The 16,536-nt window shown below is 72.9% G+C and carries 20 protein-coding genes; 12 read left to right on the plus strand and 8 right to left on the minus strand.

The window, feature by feature from the left end; genetic code table 11:
- Positions 1–10: 10 nt before the first annotated feature.
- From J421_RS03540 to J421_RS03570, 7 genes are all read left to right on the plus strand, one after another.
- Entirely contained in the window at positions 11–1,252 is a 1,242-nt protein-coding gene (locus J421_RS03540) for an MFS transporter (RefSeq protein WP_025409790.1), read from the plus strand.
- A 138-nt stretch (positions 1,253–1,390) separates the two neighbouring features.
- Positions 1,391–1,885: an LURP-one-related/scramblase family protein gene (locus J421_RS03545; protein WP_025409791.1), complete on the plus strand. Its 495-nt coding sequence runs from the start codon at positions 1,391–1,393 to the stop codon at positions 1,883–1,885.
- Positions 1,886–2,012: 127 nt separating this feature from the next.
- Positions 2,013–2,738: a DUF72 domain-containing protein gene (locus tag J421_RS03550; protein WP_104022206.1), complete on the plus strand. Its 726-nt coding sequence runs from the start codon at positions 2,013–2,015 to the stop codon at positions 2,736–2,738.
- A gap of 3 nt (positions 2,739–2,741) precedes the next feature.
- Positions 2,742–3,476, plus strand: coding sequence for a DUF72 domain-containing protein (locus J421_RS03555; protein WP_025409793.1), 735 nt, complete (start codon positions 2,742–2,744; stop codon positions 3,474–3,476).
- Positions 3,473–4,414 carry an aldo/keto reductase gene (locus tag J421_RS03560; RefSeq protein WP_025409794.1) on the plus strand — a complete coding sequence of 314 codons (942 nt, stop codon included), beginning with the start codon at positions 3,473–3,475 and terminating at the stop codon, positions 4,412–4,414. Before J421_RS03555 ends, J421_RS03560 begins: the two co-directional genes overlap by 4 nt.
- 367 nt (positions 4,415–4,781) lie before the next feature.
- Positions 4,782–5,780, plus strand: coding sequence for a 3-dehydro-L-gulonate 2-dehydrogenase (yiaK, locus tag J421_RS03565; RefSeq protein ID WP_025409795.1), 999 nt, complete (start codon positions 4,782–4,784; stop codon positions 5,778–5,780).
- Positions 5,781–5,873: 93 nt separating this feature from the next.
- On the plus strand, positions 5,874–6,251 hold the full coding sequence (locus tag J421_RS03570; RefSeq protein ID WP_025409796.1) for a hypothetical protein: 378 nt from the start codon (positions 5,874–5,876) through the stop codon (positions 6,249–6,251).
- 3 nt (positions 6,252–6,254) lie between these two features.
- Here the strand turns inward: J421_RS03570 and J421_RS03575 are convergent, their stop codons facing one another.
- Genes J421_RS03575 through J421_RS03585 form a run of 3 tightly spaced genes read right to left on the minus strand, consistent with a single transcriptional unit; the run spans position 6,255 to position 9,735 of the window.
- Positions 6,255–7,928 carry a sensor histidine kinase gene (locus J421_RS03575; protein WP_025409797.1) on the minus strand — a complete coding sequence of 558 codons (1,674 nt, stop codon included), beginning with the start codon at positions 7,926–7,928 and terminating at the stop codon, positions 6,255–6,257.
- Positions 7,925–9,445, minus strand: a complete 1,521-nt coding sequence (gene kaiC / locus J421_RS03580; RefSeq protein WP_025409798.1) for a circadian clock protein KaiC — start codon at positions 9,443–9,445, stop codon at positions 7,925–7,927. Before kaiC ends, J421_RS03575 begins: the two co-directional genes overlap by 4 nt.
- Positions 9,442–9,735 carry a circadian clock KaiB family protein gene (locus J421_RS03585; RefSeq protein ID WP_025409799.1) on the minus strand — a complete coding sequence of 98 codons (294 nt, stop codon included), beginning with the start codon at positions 9,733–9,735 and terminating at the stop codon, positions 9,442–9,444. The genes kaiC and J421_RS03585 overlap by 4 nt, the downstream gene beginning before the upstream one ends.
- Before the next feature lie 185 nt (positions 9,736–9,920).
- On the opposite strand from J421_RS03585, the gene J421_RS03590 reads away from it, so the two are divergent.
- The 3 genes from J421_RS03590 (at position 9,921) to J421_RS03600 (ending at position 11,378) form a co-directional block, all read left to right on the plus strand.
- Positions 9,921–10,577: a hypothetical protein gene (locus J421_RS03590; protein ID WP_158508647.1), complete on the plus strand. Its 657-nt coding sequence runs from the start codon at positions 9,921–9,923 to the stop codon at positions 10,575–10,577.
- Positions 10,578–10,628: 51 nt separating this feature from the next.
- Positions 10,629–11,102, plus strand: coding sequence for a hypothetical protein (locus J421_RS03595; RefSeq protein ID WP_025409801.1), 474 nt, complete (start codon positions 10,629–10,631; stop codon positions 11,100–11,102).
- 87 nt (positions 11,103–11,189) lie between these two features.
- Positions 11,190–11,378 carry a hypothetical protein gene (locus J421_RS03600; RefSeq protein ID WP_025409802.1) on the plus strand — a complete coding sequence of 63 codons (189 nt, stop codon included), beginning with the start codon at positions 11,190–11,192 and terminating at the stop codon, positions 11,376–11,378.
- 5 nt (positions 11,379–11,383) lie between these two features.
- Here the strand turns inward: J421_RS03600 and J421_RS03605 are convergent, their stop codons facing one another.
- Entirely contained in the window at positions 11,384–11,575 is a 192-nt protein-coding gene (locus tag J421_RS03605; protein ID WP_025409803.1) for a hypothetical protein, read from the minus strand.
- Between the two features lie 125 nt (positions 11,576–11,700).
- On the opposite strand from J421_RS03605, the gene J421_RS03610 reads away from it, so the two are divergent.
- Together J421_RS03610 and ybaK are read left to right on the plus strand one after the other, a co-directional pair.
- Positions 11,701–12,477, plus strand: a complete 777-nt coding sequence (locus tag J421_RS03610) for a GDSL-type esterase/lipase family protein (RefSeq protein ID WP_025409804.1) — start codon at positions 11,701–11,703, stop codon at positions 12,475–12,477.
- A 131-nt stretch (positions 12,478–12,608) separates the two neighbouring features.
- Complete coding sequence (gene ybaK / locus J421_RS03615) at positions 12,609–13,073, plus strand: Cys-tRNA(Pro) deacylase (RefSeq protein WP_025409805.1); 465 nt, start codon at positions 12,609–12,611, stop codon at positions 13,071–13,073.
- A 28-nt stretch (positions 13,074–13,101) separates the two neighbouring features.
- Here ybaK and J421_RS03620 read toward each other — a convergent pair whose 3' ends face one another.
- The 4 genes from J421_RS03620 to J421_RS03635 form a co-directional block, all read right to left on the minus strand.
- Positions 13,102–13,725, minus strand: coding sequence for a zinc ribbon domain-containing protein (locus tag J421_RS03620; RefSeq protein WP_025409806.1), 624 nt, complete (start codon positions 13,723–13,725; stop codon positions 13,102–13,104).
- 86 nt (positions 13,726–13,811) lie between these two features.
- Positions 13,812–14,324: a hypothetical protein gene (locus tag J421_RS03625; protein WP_025409807.1), complete on the minus strand. Its 513-nt coding sequence runs from the start codon at positions 14,322–14,324 to the stop codon at positions 13,812–13,814.
- A 261-nt stretch (positions 14,325–14,585) separates the two neighbouring features.
- Positions 14,586–15,290 carry a LytR/AlgR family response regulator transcription factor gene (locus J421_RS03630; RefSeq protein ID WP_025409808.1) on the minus strand — a complete coding sequence of 235 codons (705 nt, stop codon included), beginning with the start codon at positions 15,288–15,290 and terminating at the stop codon, positions 14,586–14,588.
- Positions 15,287–16,450 carry a sensor histidine kinase gene (locus J421_RS03635; protein ID WP_148306138.1) on the minus strand — a complete coding sequence of 388 codons (1,164 nt, stop codon included), beginning with the start codon at positions 16,448–16,450 and terminating at the stop codon, positions 15,287–15,289. The genes J421_RS03630 and J421_RS03635 overlap by 4 nt, the downstream gene beginning before the upstream one ends.
- Positions 16,451–16,536 lie beyond the last annotated feature (86 nt).

Below are 16,536 nucleotides of genomic sequence, written 5' to 3' on the forward strand. Positions count from 1 at the left end.
ATCCACGGACATGTCGACGACGCTTCCCTCGGCGACGGCACGAGCGCCCTACACGGCCCCCGCGACGCCCGGCGGCCAGGGGCACGGCGCCGCGGTGCTGGCCAGCTTCCTCGGCTGGACGCTCGACGCGTTCGACTTCTTTCTCGTGGGGATGTCGCTCACGGCGATCGCGCGCGAGTTCGGCAAGAGCGACGCGGCGATCGCCCTGTCGATCACGCTCACGCTCGCATTCCGCCCGGTCGGCGCGCTGATCTTCGGGCTCATGGCCGACCGCTACGGCCGCCGGCTGCCGCTGATGATCAACCTCGTGTTCTTCTCGGTGATCGAGGTGCTCTCCGGCCTCGCGCCGACGTACGCGAGCTTCCTCGTGCTGCGCGCGCTGTTCGGCATCGGGATGGGCGGCGAGTGGGGCGTCGGCGCGTCGCTCGCGATGGAGAAGGTGCCGCCACGGCTGCGCGGGCTGTTCTCCGGACTGCTGCAGGAGGGGTACGCGACCGGCTATCTCCTCGCCGCGATCGTGTACTTCTTCGTCTTCCCGCGCTGGGGATGGCGGCCGCTGTTCTTCATCGGCGGGCTCCCCGCGCTGCTGGCGATCTTCGTGCGCATGCGCGTGCAGGAGTCGGAGGTGTGGCAGCGCACGAAGCACGACTCCTGGTCGAGCCTCGGTCGCGGCATCGCGGCGCAGTGGAAGCTGTTCCTGTACCTCGTGGTGCTGATGACGATGATGAACTTCGTCTCGCACGGCACCCAGGACATGTACCCGACGTTCCTGCAGCGCGACTGGGGCTTCGCGCCGAAGGAGCGCTCGGCGCTCACCGCGCTGTCGATGGTGGGCGCGATCCTCGGTGGGCTCGCGTTCGGGCGACTCTCCGACCGCTTCGGCCGTCGGCGCACGATCGTGACCGCGCTCGTGCTCGCGATCCTCTGCATCCCGCTGTGGGCGTACGCGCCGACGGTGCCGCTGCTCGCGCTCGGCGCGTTCCTGCTCCAGTTCATGGTGCAGGGCGCGTGGGGGATCATCCCCGCGCACATCACGGAGCTCTCGCCCGACTCGGTGCGCGGGTTCCTTCCCGGCTTCGCGTACCAGGTCGGCGTGATGCTCGCCAGCGGCGTCGCGTACATCGAGGCGATCTTCGGCGGCCGCACGACGTACGCGAACGCGATGGCGCTCACCGCCGTGACGGTGTTCTCGTTAGGCGCGATCGTGGCGGCGCTCGGCAAGGAGCGGCGCGGCGCGACGTTCGGGACTTGACCCAAGACCGCGGCGCCGAAGCGTCGGCGCTGATGCTACGGCTCTGATGCTTCGGCGCTGGTAACGCGTGGTACCAGCGCCGCAGTTCCAGCGCCGAGGCATCAGCGCCGCCGTATCAGCGCCGCCTCACCAGAACTCATGCGCTACGTCCTCCGACAGAAGCTCTTGAGCTGGGGCGACGACTTCACCGTCCGCGACGAGGCGGGGAACGACGTCTTCCTCGTCGACGGCAAGGCGTTCAGCTTCGGCGACCAGCTCGCGTTCCGCGACATGGCGGGCAACGAGCTCGCGTTCATCAAGCAGAAGGTCTTCAACTGGAGCCCGACGTACGAGATCTGGCGCGACGGCCGCCTCGCCGCGGTCGTCAAGCGGGAGCTGTTCTCGTTCTTCCACCACCGCTTCACCGTCGACGTCCCCGGCCCGGACGACCTCGAGGCCGAGGGAGACCTCGTCGACCACGAGTACGAGCTGCGCCGCGGCGAACGCGTCGCGGCCGTCGTCTCCAAGCGGTGGTTCACGTGGGCCGACACGTACGGCATCGACGTCGCCGATGGCGAGGACGACGTGCTGGTCCTCGCGAGCGCCGTCGTGATCGATCTCGCGTGTCACCCCGACGACGGGAAACGGCATTGAGGCGGCGCTGATACGTCGGCGCTGGTGAGGCGGCTCTGTACTGCGGCGCTGATACCACGCAGTACCAGCGCCGAAGTATCGGAGCCGCAGTACCAGCGCCGCAGTACCAGCGCCGCCCCACCGAGACATGATCCACGTCGGCACCTCCGGATGGTCGTACGCCCACTGGACGAACGTGCTGTATCCGGAGGGGCTCCTCCCGCGGCAGCGGCTCGACGTCTACGCGCGCCACTTCGCCACGGTCGAGCTGAACGCGAGCTACTACCGGTGGCCGCGGGCGAGCGCGTTCGCGTCGTGGCGACGGCGGCTGCCGGCGGGGTTCTCGATGAGCGTGAAGGCGCCCGGACTACTCACGCACGTTAGGCGGCTGTACGGTCCCGAGCGGTGGACGGCGCGCATCGCGCGCGACCTCGCGCGGCTCGGCGACCGCGTCGGGCCGCTGCTCGTGCAGCTCTCGCCGCACCAGCCGATCGACGAGCCGCGCCTCGCGTACTTCCTCGCCGGCCTGCCCGCCGGACTCCGCGTCGCCGTCGAGCTCCGGCACCCGAGCTGGCACACCGGGCGCGTGCTCGACCTGCTCGAGCGCCACGACGCCGCGTACTGCGTCATGAGCGGGGCGCACCTGCCGTGCGTGCTGCGCGCCACGGCGCGGTTCGTGTACGTGCGGCTGCACGGTCCCGACCGCGAGCACCTCTACGCGGGCTCGTACTCCGACGACGACCTGCGGTGGTGGGCGGACCGCGTCCGCGAATGGGACGCGCAGGGGCGCGACGTGTTCGCCTACTTCAACAACGACGGATTCGGCCACGCCGTGCGCAACGCCGCCACGCTCCGCCACCTGCTCCGCGCCTGACGGGTGCCTAACACCACGCGGTATCTCGTCGGCACCGCGGGATGGTCGCTGCCGAAGGAGGAGCAGCCGCACTTCCCGCCGCCGGAGGCCGGCACGCACCTCACGCGCTACGCGGCGGTGCTCCCCGCGGTCGAGATCAACTCGTCGTTCTACCGGCCGCACCGCCCGTCGAGCTACGCGCGGTGGGCGGCGAGCGTGCCGGCATCGTTCCGCTTCGCGGTGAAGATCCCACGCACGATCACGCACGAGCGCAAGCTCGCCGACGCGGCCGACCTCCTCGACGCGTTCCTCCCGGGCCCCGCCGCGCTCGGCGAGACGCTCGGATGCCTGCTCGTGCAGCTCCCGCCGAGCCTCGCGCTCGACCCCCGAGTCGCGACGCGGTTCCTCGCCGATCTGCGCGCGCGCCACGACGGCCCCGTCGCGATCGAGCCGCGACACGCCACCTGGTTCACCCCCGCGGCCGAGTCGATGCTGCGCGACGCGCGGATCGCGCGCGTCGCCGCCGATCCGCCACGGGCGGCGGGCGACGGCGAACCGGGCGGGTTCGACGGGTTCGCGTACTATCGGCTGCACGGCGCGCCGCGGATCTACTACTCGAACTACGACGACGCGTACCTCGATGCGCTCGCCGCGCGGCTGCGCGCGCATGCCGGCGACGCGTGGTGCATCTTCGACAACACCGCGCTCGGCGCCGCGTGGACGAACGCGCGCACGCTGCTCCACCGACTCCGCACATGACCACCCCTCGCTTCTCTCCCCGCCGCCCTCTCGGCCGCACCGGCTTCCGCGCCACCGCGCTCGGCATCGGCGACGTCGCCGATCCCAACGTGCCGCTCGATGCGTGCGTCGCCACCGCGCGCCGCGCGCTCGACGCGGGGCTCAACGTGATCGACACCGCACCGAACTACGAGGACGGCTACTCCGAGCAGATCGTCGGCCTCGCGCTGCGCGACGAGCGGTACGCGCGCGCGGACGTGTTCGTCATCGACAAGATCGACGAGCTCGATGCACCCGTCGGCCCGCAGGTGGACGCGTCGCTCGCGCGGCTCGGACTCCCGTTCGCCGACGCGTTCGTGTTCCACAACCTGTCGTCGATGGCGACGTTCGACCGGCTCGCCGCGCCCGGCGGCGGGTTCGACCAGCTCGCGGAGTGCATCGCCGCGGGGAAGACCCGCTTCCGCGGGATTTCGTCGCACAGCCCCGACGTGCTGCGCGCCGCGCTCGACGCGGACCTGTGCGACGTCGCGATGTTCCCCGTCGGGCCGTTCGTCGACCCGCGCTACGTGGAGGAGATCCTCCCGCTCGCCCGCGCGCGCGACGTCGGCACGGTGTGCTTCAAGACGTTCGGCGCGGGCAAGCTGCTCGGCGACTCCGTAGGGTACAACCAGCCGCTGTCCGAGCGCCCGCGGGGCAAGCTCTCCTCCGGCGGCGCCGACGCCGGCGTCGCGACGCTCCCGCGGCTCGGCGTCGCCGAATGCCTGCACTACACGCTCACGCTCGACCCCGACGTCGCGCTGCTGGGCATGAGCTTCACGAACGAGCAGGACGCCGCGTTCGCCGCCGCGCGCTCGTTCCGCCCGCTCTCGCCCGACGAGATGGACGACGTGCGCCGCCGGGCGATCGACGCGCGGCGCGACAAGGGGCCGTGCTGGTGGAATCCCGACCCGGAGGCGTGAGGAAATTCGACGGCGGGACGATTGACGGCGGGACGACGAACGGCGGGACGACGAACGGCGGGATGTCTACGGCGGGATGTCTACGGCGGGATGTCTACGGCGGGAGCGCGCGCGGGATCGTAGTTACCAGGGGGGCTCCCCCCCCTTCGCCCAAGGTGCTATGCGCTGAACGCGCACCGGTACCAAACCGGCGCGCCACGGATCTCGTACAACGCGTCGGCGCCCGCAGTCGATCGTCCCGCAGTCGATCGTCCCGCAGTCGATCGTCCCGCAGTCGATCGTCCCGCAGTCGGTCGTCCCGCAGTCGATCGTCCCGCCGTCAGGCGTCCCGCCGTCAGCCGTCAGCTCGCCCCGCCGTAAGCCCCCGATGCGCATCCCATACGACACGCTCCGCGACACGCTCGCCACGCTCCTAACGTCGTTAGGCTTCCCCGCCGACGACGCGGCCGAGTGCGCGCGCGTGTTCGCGGACGCGAGCCGCGACGGCGTCGCGTCGCACGGGCTCGACCGGGTCCCGCGGTTCGTCGGCATGGTGCGCGACGGCGTCGTCGATCCCGCGGCGCGACCGGTCACCCTGGCCACGCACGGCGCGCTGGAGCGGTGGGACGGTCGGCGCGGCGCCGGGCCGCTGAACGCGGGCCGCGCGATGGACCGCGCGATCGCGCTCGCCCGCGCGCACGGCGTCGGCTGCGTCGCGCTCGGCAACACGAACCACTGGATGCGCGGCGGCACCTACGGCTGGCAGGCCGCGGACGCCGGCGTGGTCGGGCTCTGCTGGACGAACACGCTCCCCAACATGCCGCCCTGGGGCTCGGCCGTGCCGAGGCTCGGCAACAACCCGCTCGTCGTCGCCGTGCCGCGCGCGGACGGACACGTGGTGCTCGACATGGCCATGTCGCAGTTCTCCTACGGCGCGCTCGCCTCGCACCGCCGGCGCGGCGAGCCGCTCCCCGTGCCGGGCGGCTTCGACGAGGCCGGCGCGCTCACCACCGACCCTGCGGGCATCGAGCGGTCGGGGCGCGTCCTGCCGATCGGCTACTGGAAGGGGAGCGGGCTGTCGCTCGTGCTCGACCTCGTCGCCGCGCTGCTCGCCGGCGGGCGGGCGACCCACGAGATCCCCACCGACCCGGCGCGCGAGAGCGGGCTCTCCCAGCTCTTCCTCGCGATCGACCCCGCGCTCGGCGACGGACCCGGCTCGACGATCGTGGACGCGGTCGTCGACGACCTGCACCACGCGACCGGCGCGCGCTATCCCGGCGAGCGGGCGCTCCGCACGCGCGAGGTCAGTCTGCGCGACGGCGTGGCGGTCGACGACGAGGTGTGGACGCTCGTCCGGAGTTGGGTCGAGAAGGGAAGCATTTCGTGAGTGCCGTCACGCTGGCCCGGGGCTTTCATGAGCGCCACGTCTCGAACGGCGCTGATTTACACCGACTCCCTCTCCAGACCGACCGGCGACGCGATGTCCGTCCGCGAGTTCCGAGCACCCGATGGCCGACAGTGGCGCGTGTGGGACGTGCGCCCGAACGAGGAGGCCGCCGAGCGGCGGCGGTCCGATCGCCGGGTGACGCCCATCGAGTCGCTCGACGACCCGCCCGTGCTCGAGCGGCGGCATAGCGCCGACCGCCGCACGCCGGGCGGCACCCGGCCGCGCATGCGCCCCGGCGACCTGCTCCCCGATCGGTGGCGCGACGGGTGGCTCGTCTACGAGGACGTCAGCGGCACCGGACACGAGACGCGGCGGCTCGCACCCATCCCGCCGCAGTGGGAGTCGCTCAGCGAGGCGGAGCTCGCGGCGCGGCTCGATCAGGCGGTCGTGAGCAAGCGCCTGCTGAGCTGAGCGTCAGCGGACGGGCCCCTCGCTGCTCGCCTGCGCCAGCGCCCGCAGGCTCCACCGCTCGGCGTCCTCGAGCAACCGGCCGAGCACCACCGTCGCCTCGAAGACGCGCTCGTCGTCGTCGCGCGGAAAGCAGCGGCGGCAGGCGCGCAGCAGCTCCTCGCGCAGCACCACGTACTCGCGCCGCAGCTCGTCCTCGGTCCACCCGAGCCGCGCGCGCTGCTGCCCATGGCGCTCCGCCACGAGCCGGCGAATGTCGGCCCCATCGTCGAGGATCGACGACGGCTGGCCGGCCGAGTCCTCGAGCACCATCAGCGCGCCGGCGATGTCGGCGACGAGCGTGGCGGCGTGGTCGGCGAGCTGCGAGAAGCGGAGGTCGCGCGCCGCGTCCGCCACCGGCTCCACGCGCAACCGCTCCACGAACGTGTCGACGATCGTCTCGACCTCGCGGAGCAGCGCGTCGCCCACCTCGCCCATGCCGCGCACCACCGGATCGCGTCCGCTGAGCGACGCGAGCCGCCCGGGCGCGGGCGGCGCGTCGGCCGCGGGCAGCCACACCGTGAACGTCGACCCCTCCCCGAGGGTGCTGCGCGCCGTCACGTCGCCGCTCATGAGCCGCGCCAGCCGCCGGCTGATCGCGAGCCCGAGCCCCGAGCCGTCGCGCCCGCGCGTGAGCCCGTGGTCCCCCTGCACGAACGGCGCGAAGACCCGCTCGAGCTGATCGGGCGCGATGCCCTTCCCCGTGTCCTGCACGCGCAGCGCGATCCACGGCCGAGCGCCGTGCAGCTTCGCCTCCGCGTCCGGCCGCGCCGTCGTCTCCACGACCACCGTCACCGACCCGCCGGCCGGCGTGAACTTCACCGCGTTCGACAGGAGGTTCACGAGGATCTGCCGCACGCGGTGCTCGTCGGCGAGCACCACGAGCCGCGCGTCGCGGTCCACCCGCGCGGAGAGCGTGAGGCCGTGCGCCTCCGCCATCGGCTGCACGAGCACGAGCGCCGCGTCCACCGCCGGGATGACGGCGATCGGCACGCGCGTCACCGTGAGCCGTCCCGCCTCGACGCGCGCGAGATCGAGGATCTCGTTCACGAGCTCCAGCAGGTGCCGGCCGCTCGCCACGATGCGCTCGAGCTGCTGCCGCTGGGCGTCGGTGAGCGGCCCGCCGATGCCGAGCGACAGCAGGTCCGCGTAGCCGAGCACCGCGTTCAGCGGCGTGCGCAGCTCGTGGCTCATCATCGTGAGGAACTGGCTCTTCGCCTGGCTCGCCGCCTCCGCCTGCAGGCGAGCCGAGCGCTCCTCGCCGAGCAGCCGCTCGCGCTCCTCGGCCAGCTTGCGGTCGGTGACGTCGCGCAGCGAGACGAGCGACGCCTGCACGCCGTCCCACACGATGTCGACGGCGCGCAGCTCCGCCGTCACGACGTCCCCGCGGCGCACGACCTCGATCTCCGTCGTCCCGCCGGCGACGAGCGGGAAGCCGAACGGCGCGCCGGCGAGCGTGTCCGCCGACCGCTGGAACAGCGCCTCCGCCGCCGGGTTCACGAACCGGATCGTCCCCGCGCGGTCGACGACGACGATGCCGTCGGCGAGATGCTCCACGATCCCGCGCAGCACGTCCTGCGCGGGCGGCTGCGGTGCGGCGCCGTCCGACGGCGGCGACTCGGGGCGCATGACGCCGCTCACGTTCCCGCGTCCGCCCCCTCGTTCGCCGCGGCGTCGGCCATCGGCGTGTGCATGCCGGAGAGGATGCCGTGCACGCCGCGGAACTGCGACCGGATGTGCATCCCCGTGCCGTCGATCTCGTACTCGCGGATGTCGTGGTCGTGCAGCGAGCCGCGCATCTTCAGCATCGCGATGCTGCGCCGCAGCTGACCGTCGAGCTCCACGTAGCGCAGCAGGATGATCGAGTCGGTGAGCGTGGAGATGTGCTTCTCGGTCACGCTGCCGCCGCCGAGCAGGTTCGGTGTCGTGGAGGTCAGCAGCCCCGCCGTCTCCTTCTGCTTCAGGAACGACGTGAAGCTGATGACGAACTCGCGGAACGAGCGCAGCGTGAACACGCGCTCGAGCGCCGACAGCGAGTCGACCGCGACGCGGCTCGGCCGGAACTCGTCGACGAGGCGCCGCATGCGGACGAGGTGGTCCTCCATCGGCATCGCGTGCGGGTACGTGTTCTCCACCCGCAGCAGCCCGTCGCGTTCCGCGCTCTGGAAGTCCATTCCCCACGCCTCGGCGTTGCGATAGAGCTGGTCCCGGCTCTCCTCGAACGCGAATAGCAGGCATCGTTCCCCACGCGCGAAGCCGCCGGCGAGGAACTGCGTGACGAGGAGCGTCTTGCCGGTGCCCGTGGCGCCCGAGCAGAGGATGATCGAGTCGCGGAAGAATCCCCCGCCGCACATCGCGTCGAGCTCCGGGATGCCCGAGCTGATGCGCGTGGTGCTCGACGTCTGCGTGAGCTCCTGCGCCGTGAGCGGGATGACGACGATGCCCTCGTCCTGGATCGTGAACGGCACCTCGCCGCGCTCGTGGTGCGCGCCGCGGAACTTCAGGATCTCCATCGTGCGACGGCGCCGCTCGTCGGCGAGCACGTTGCGCAGGATGACGACGTTATCGGCGACGAACTCCTCGATGCCGAAGCGCGTGATCTCGCCGTAGTCCGCGGTGCGCTCGCCGGTAAACACGAGCGTCACGCCGAGCTGCTTGAGCCCCGTGGTGAGGCGCAGCAGCTCGGAGCGGAGCATCGCGCGGTCGGGGTGCTGGAGGAACAGCGCGTTCAGCGAGTCGAGCACGACGCGCGTCGCCTGCGTGCGCTTCACCGCGTGCTCGATGCGCGCGACGAGCGCGCCGAGGTCGTAGGCGCCGACGACGGTGAGCGGCTCGCTCGGGTCCGGCGTGGCGTCGATGAACGTCCACTTCCCCGCGCGCTCCCACGCCGGGATGTCCCAGCCGAAGCTGACGACGTTGCGGCGCACGTCCTCGGGGGCGTCCTCGAACGTCACGAACACCCCGGCCTCGCCGGCGGTGGTGATCCCGCCGGCGAGGAAGTGCGTCGCGAAGATGGTCTTCGCGCTCCCCGCGGTGCCGGCGACGAGCGTCGCGCGCTGCCGCGGGAGGCCGCCGCCGGCGATGATGTCGAAGCCGGGGATGCCGGTCGGGAGACGCGTCACCTCCCCGGAGCGATTCGTGGGGGACGATGACGTCATGCGAGCTCGCTGGTCGGTCCTTCGATGAGGTCGAGCGCGTACAGCACCCGCTCGGCGTCGGAGAGGTCGCCGGTCGCTCGGCGCATCGGGCCGGGAGCCTCCTTCACGACGGTGGGCGTGGTGAGGACGCGCGCCGCCTCCGCGCTCTCCGGGTCCACCAGCACGTCCACCACGACGAGCTCGTAGCGTCCCTGCAGCCGCTCCTCGCCGATGCGGCGCAGGTTCGCGATCGCCTGGAGCGACCGCGACGAGCGGCCGGCGACGAAGAGCCTGAAGAGGTAGCGGACCATGGGCCTCCGGTGAGGACCGCCCCGCCGGGGGCACGGAGACGGGATGCGAGAAAGTATCTCTGGTGCTCTCGTTGCGCGACTGAGGCGCTCGCCTAACGGGATGAAACCCCCGCGCGCCGGCGTGGCGTAGTGGCGCGGGGCAGTATCTTTACTCCCGCACTGCCCACGACCCCGGAGACGCGCCGATGCAGGAACCCGTACCGCCCACGCCACCGACGCCGCCGACCCCGCCCACGCCGCCCGTCCCCACCGTCACGGTGCAGGGCGGCCGCATCACCGTGGAAGGGGCCGCCGGGAGCCCGACCGCGGTGTACGAGGCGCTGAAGGCGCGCGGACGCGAGCTCGCGAACCAGCTCGAGGGGCTGCAGGACCGCCGCGGCGAGCTCGCCCAGCGGCTGCAGCAGCAGGAGGGGGCGCCACTCGACGATGCGGACCGCGCCGGGCTGCGCTCGCAGCTCGCCGACGTGGATCAGCGCATCGCGTCGGTGAACAAGCAGATCGCGTCGACGGACGAGGCGATCGCGCAGGCGGCGGGGATCCCGGGGGCGATCCAGCCGGAGAGGCCGCCGGTGCGCAACGGCCCGCCCGACGAGGTGTTCATCATCCCGATCGTCTTCACGATCTTCGTGCTGTTCCCGCTCGCCATCGCGTGGGCGCGGCGGCTGTGGAAGAAGCCCGTCGCGCTCCCGGCGCCCATCCCGCCCGAGTTGCTCGACCGGATGTCGCGCATCGAGCAGGCGGTGGAGTCGGTGGCGGTGGAGGTGGAGCGCATCGGCGAGGGACAGCGCTTCGTGACCAAGCTGTTCGCCGAGGGCCCGCGGCCGCTCGAGCTGCCGAAGTGACCCGGTGACTCTCGTCACGGCCCGCGGGAACCCCGTCGCGGACGGTTGGGTATGCCCGGCGTGCCGTTCTCGACTTCCCTGATCCGTCGTCTCGCAACCTCCGCGGCGGCGACGAGCCTCGTGCTCGTCGCCGCCTGCCACAACGGTCCGTCCCGTTCCTCGCGCGTCGTGCCGGTCGCCGGCTTCTGCGGCGCGCGGCCGAGCGTCGCCGTCTACCGCGGCCAGGCGCCGCGCCGACCCGCCACCCGCACCGGCGCGCTCGTCGTGCGCGTGCTGCCGGCCGACGAGAAGCTGACGCCGCCCGAGGGACCGGTGCGCGTGGGCCGGTCCTCCGGCGCGGCGACCGCGCTGGCGATGGCGCACCAGGAAGCGCGCACCGGACAGCTCCCCGCGGGCCGCTACGTCGTCGAGGCGACGGGCACCGGCTACCAGCCGCGCCGGTTCACGGTCGCCGTGCGCCCCGGCGTGACCGACACGCTGCGCATCCGTCTCGCCGCGATGTGCGTGCGCCGGGCGAGCCGCTGACGATCCCGTGACGCCGATCGTCCTTGTCCGGACGCGCGCGACGGTCGCACCTTTCGTCACTCCCCCACCCCCACGCCCCCGACTCCGATGAAGGACAACCAGCTCGCGAAGCTCATCAAGAAGAACGTCGCGAAGGTCGAGAAGGCGCAGACGAAGAAGGCGAAGGTGTACGACCCCACGCTGAAGGCGACGCAGCGCCCGGACGCGGCAGCGAGCGACGAGCAGGACATCGAGCGCGCGGCGTTCTTCAAGGAGATGAAGCGCCGCGAGTTCTGACGGCGCTACCCTTTCTCTCCTTTCTTCGGCGCCTTCTTCGCGGCGCCGGTCTTCACGGCGGGGCGCTTGCCGCCCGACTGCTGCCCCGTCGCGTGTCCGTGCGGGTCGCGCGCGCCGAGTGACGCGCCGGCTCCGGCGCCGGCGGGCCCGTCGCGCCGCGGCGCGTGCTCGTCGCCCCTGCCCCGTGCTCGTGCCATGTGCTCCTCCGCTGCGAGAGACGGAGGGCCGCATCGCAGGCGGCGTTCCCACGCGCGGGTGAGTCGGCGGAATTGCCCGCCGCGCGGGCCGAGGTCACCTTTCGGCCGCCTCTCACCCCGGGCCCATGCCTAACGAGACCTCCCGCCGCGAGTTCCTCCGCCTCTCCGCGCTCGCGACCGCCGCGTCGGTCGTCGGCGCGTGCACGTCCGCGTCGCAGACCGTGCCGGGCGGCACGTCGCGCGTCGCCAGCCGGGCCGCCGGCGGCCGCGTGACGCCGGGCACGGTGCTCTTCCAGGGCGACTCGATCACCGACGTCGGGCGCAACAAGACGAACGCCGCGGCGAACGCGACGCCCGCGTTAGGCGGCGGCTACCCGCTGCTCGTCGCCGCCGGCGTGCTGCGCGACGTGCCCGACCCGGCGTGGCGCTTCTTCAACCGCGGCATCAGCGGCAACCGCGTGCCCGACCTGCAGGCGCGGTGGGACGCCGACACGATCGCGCTGAAGCCGGACGTGCTGAGCATCCTGATCGGCGTGAACGACTACTGGCACATGCGCAACGGCCGGTACAACGGCACGCTCGCCGACTACGAGTCGCAGTACGCCGCGCTGCTCGCCGCGACGCGCACCGCGCTGCCGTCGACGCGGCTCGTGATCATGGAGCCGTTCGTGCTCGTCACCGGCTCGGTCGACGCGTCGTGGCACCCGGACTTCGACGCCCGCCGCGCGGCGGCGCGACGCGTCGCGGACCGCGCCGGCGCGACGTGGGTCGCGCTGCAGGAGCCGCTCGACGCCGCGGCCGCGCGCACGGGCCCCGCGTACTGGCTCGGCGACGGCGTGCACCCGACGCCGGCGGGGCATGCGCTGATCGCGGAGCTGTGGCGGAAGGCGGTGGGAATCTGATGAGGCGGCGCTGAAGCCTCGGCACTGATGAATCGGCGCTGGAACGGCGGGCCTGATACCACGCGTTTTCAGCGCCGCAGTATCAGCGCCGCAGCATCAGCGCCGACGTACCAGCGCCGCTGTTCCAAGACATGACTCCTGCAGTCGACGCCGCGCGAAAGGCGGGCATCCCGTTCGAGCTCCTGAGCTACGCGCACGACCCCGCCGCCGAGTCGTACGGGCTCGAGGCGGCGGAGGCGTTGGGCGTGGAGCCGGCGTCGGTGTACAAGACGCTCGTCGCGTCCGTCGACGGCGCGCTCGCGGTGGCGCTCGTGCCGGTGGACCGCTCGCTCGACCTCAAGGCGCTCGCCGCGGCGCTCGGCGGCAAGCGGGCCGAGATGGCGGCGGCCGACGCGGCGCAGCGCGCGACGGGCTACGTGCTCGGCGGCATCAGCCCACTCGGCCAGCGGCGTCGGCTGCCGACGGTGGTGCACGCCGACGCGCTCGCGCTGCCGACGATCCACGTGAGCGCGGGGCGGCGCGGCCTGGAGCTCGCGCTCGATCCGGCGGACCTCGTGCGGCTCACGGCGGCGCGCACCGCGCCGATCGCGCGCTAGCGCGCCCCCTAGCGCGCGCGCTCGATCGTTAGGCCTTCGCGCCGCACTCCGGGCAGAACTTCGACGAGCCCGGGATCTCCGCGCTGCATGCGCCGCACGAGCGCTTGAGCGACACCGCGGTGCCGCACTCGGGGCAGAACTTCGCGCGTCCCACCGCGGCCTGACAGTTCGGGCAGCTCACGACGCGCGCCTGCAGGTCGTCGTTCGACACCGTCGCCGACTCGTACGCGCGCTCGCGGGCCTTCTGCAGCTTCGCCTCGCGCGCGATGTGCGCCAGCTCGGCGTCGAGCCGCGGCACGCAGCCGATGCACGTCCCTTCGTCACCGTTCCAGCAGTCGTCGCAGAAGTGGTTGGAGCAGCGCGGGCAGCGGTGGAAGTGCGCCTGCGCCTGCCCGACGGCGCGCTTGAACGCCTCGTCGCGCGCCGACTGCCAACCGGCGCTCTTCACGCGATCCACGGCGCCCCGCGCCGAGCCGAACACGCCGCCGAACAGCCCCTCGGCCATGCCGAGCACGTTGCCGAGCGTGCCCGCGGCGTAGCGGTCGAACGGCGAGCGCCAGCCCTCGTAGCACCGCTCGCAGCGGAACTCGAACTGGAACCCGTTGTCGGTCGAATGGTCCTGGTAGTTGTCGGAGAAACGGATCTCGCTCATCGCTTCGGCTCCTGCCGGCTTGAAGGTCGTGGGGGGCTCCACAACCTACGAGCAGCGCCAAACGGGGCAAGACCGCGGCGGCGCGCCTAACGCCGCACGCCCGGCCGCACCAGCAGCGCGATCGGCGGCCCGACCACCACGAGGTGGCCCGCGAGCACGATCCACCAGATGCGCGTGCCGAACGGCGTCGCGGCGTTGCGCGTCATGGGCACGACGACGAAGTCCATGACGCACCACACGACGGCGCCGAGCGCGACGCCGGCGAGCACCGCGCCGGCGGGGCGCGCGCCGAGTCGCGCGAGCGCGTCCCACCGCGACACGAGCGCGCCGTAGAGCGCCGCCCAGGTGAGCGCGACCGCGAAGTGCATCGCGAGGCCGAGGAGGAACGTCGCCACGCCACCGTCGAACGTCGCCGGCCGCCCCACGAGCGCGCCGGCGACGCCCTGCCACGTGCGCATCACCGTGCACGTCGGGCTCACCGAGAGGCACAGGCCGGTCGCGAACAGGCCGTCGAGCACCCACACCGCCGCCGCGGCGGCGAGCACGCGGCGGGCGCCGAGTCGTGCGGTGGGCGAGAGCGGGAGAACGGTCGTGGTCATGGACGTGTGGGTGGCCGTTTCGGGTCACGCGGAGGCGCGGAGAGCGCGGAGCACTGCCTCTTCACAGGATTGCCTCTTCGAACAGCGAAGACCTGGGGATGAAAGGATCCTGAGGATCTCGAGATCCGTTCATCCTTTCATCCCCACATCTTTGCTGTTGATGTTCTGTGCGGCCCTCTGCGTCCTCCGGCTCATTCACCGAGCCAAAGCCGTTCTCCGCGTGCTCCGCGTCTCCGCGTGAGATCCGCCGAGCACCGATGCCTAACGTCGCAGCGCGCCCAGCGCGTGCCGGAACGTACGGCTCACGCGCAGCCGCAGCCCGGTGTCGAGCAGCGCCTCGTACTGGCCACTCCCCGCGGGGCGCAGCCGCACGACGCGGGCGCCGTTCACGATCGCGGTGCGGTGGATGCGCACGAAGCCGTGCGGCGCGAGCTGCTCGGCGATCCCCTCCATCGTCGCGCGGTGGATGAAGCGCGCGGCCGTGGTATGGAGGCGCGCGTAGTTGCCGAAGCTCTCCACCCACAGGATGTCGGCGATCGGCACGAAGTGCGCACGGCGTCCGTCGCGCACGGCGAACCGCGGGCCCGGATCGGGGCGCGCCGAGCGGCGCGCGTGCTCCACCGCGTCGCGCATCCGCTCGCGGTCCACCGGCTTCAGCACGTAGTCGGCGGCGTGGACGCGGAACGCGGCGAGCGCGTGCTCGTCGTACGCGGTGACGAACACCACGACCGGCCGCGCATCCGGGGTGCCTAACCGACGCGCGACGTCGAGCCCGTCGAGGCCCGGCATCGCGATGTCGAGGAACACGACGTCGGGACGCCGCGCGGCCGCCGCGGCGAGCGCCTCGCGCCCGGACCCGCACTCCGCAACCACCGCGACGTCGGTCATCTCGCCGAGCAGCCGCACGATGCGCTGCCGCGCCGTCGGCTCGTCGTCCACCACCATCACGCGCAGCGGCGCGATCACGGCCTCACCTCCGCGAGCTCGCGGGTCGCGGGGATCGTCGGGAGGTCGGCCGGGGCGGTCGTCGGTACGCGCAGCACGGCCGTCGTCTCGCCGACGTCGTGGTCGAGCGTGAGCGACGCCGCGCCACCGTACAGCGCGCGCAGCCGCTCGCGCGTGTTGCGCAGCCCCACGCCGTCGCCGCCGTCGCTCGGCGCGCGTCGTCGACGCGGCGGCGTCTCCCAGCGTCCGGCCCCGGTGGCACGGTCGGTCACGCGCAGCACGAGCGCGCCGTCGCGCACCGTCCCCGCGATCTCCACCGCCGTGCGCGACTCGCGCCGCTCCACGCCATGCCGGAACGCGTTCTCGACGAGCGGCTGCAGGGCGAACGCGGGCACCGGCACCGCGTGCAGCGCGTCGGGAACGTCGACCGTGAGCGCGACGCGGTCGCGGTAGCGGCGCGCCAGGATCTCGGCGTACGCGCGCACGAACGCGAGCTCGTCGCCTAACGGTACGACGTGCGCGCTCGCCCGGTACGACCGCCGCAGCAGCAGGCCGAGTCGGGTGAGCATCGCGTCGGCCGCGTCGGGCTCCGCGTGCACGAGCTCCGCCACGAGGTTCAGCGTGTTGTACAGGAAGTGCGGCCGGAGCTGCGCCTCGAGCGCGTGCAGCCGCGCCTCGTCGAGCCGCTCCTGCAGCTCCGCCGCGGTGCGCGCGAGCGACGCGGCCTCGCGATCGCGCTCGCGGTACGCCGCCGCGAACGTCGCGGCCTCGGTGAGGAACACGACGGCCGCGTACGAGGTCGTGTCCATGAGGATCGAGTACGCGAACACCGTCGTCCAGCCGGACACGACGCCGTCGATGAGCGGCCGGATCCACGCCCACGCGGTCGTGCCGACGACCATGAGCGTGCCGGCGAGCGCGACGTGGCCCGCGACGCACGCCGCCCACCCCGCGGGCCCGCGCGCGCGGAGCCGCCGCAGCCGGCGCGTCGCGGCGACGACGATCGGCGTGTACAGCGCCCAGAACCACGCCCCGCCGAGCGGCGGCGCGAGCACGGAGACGAGCGGACGCGTCTCGCCGCGCAGCCGGAGCTGGAGCGACGTCTGCTCGGCGATGAGCAGCCCGAACAGCGTCCAGACGCCGAACACCGCGGCGGCCCGCAACGCCCGGCGACGGAGCACGAAGCGGGAGGCAGGAAGGGGCGGCACGCCATACAATAGCGCGGACCGTGCGCCCCGGGCGTAGCGCGCTCGTCACGCGCGCGTGC

Origin of the sequence: Gemmatirosa kalamazoonensis (assembly GCF_000522985.1) — a bacterium.
GTDB classification, from domain to species: domain Bacteria; phylum Gemmatimonadota; class Gemmatimonadetes; order Gemmatimonadales; family Gemmatimonadaceae; genus Gemmatirosa; species Gemmatirosa kalamazoonensis.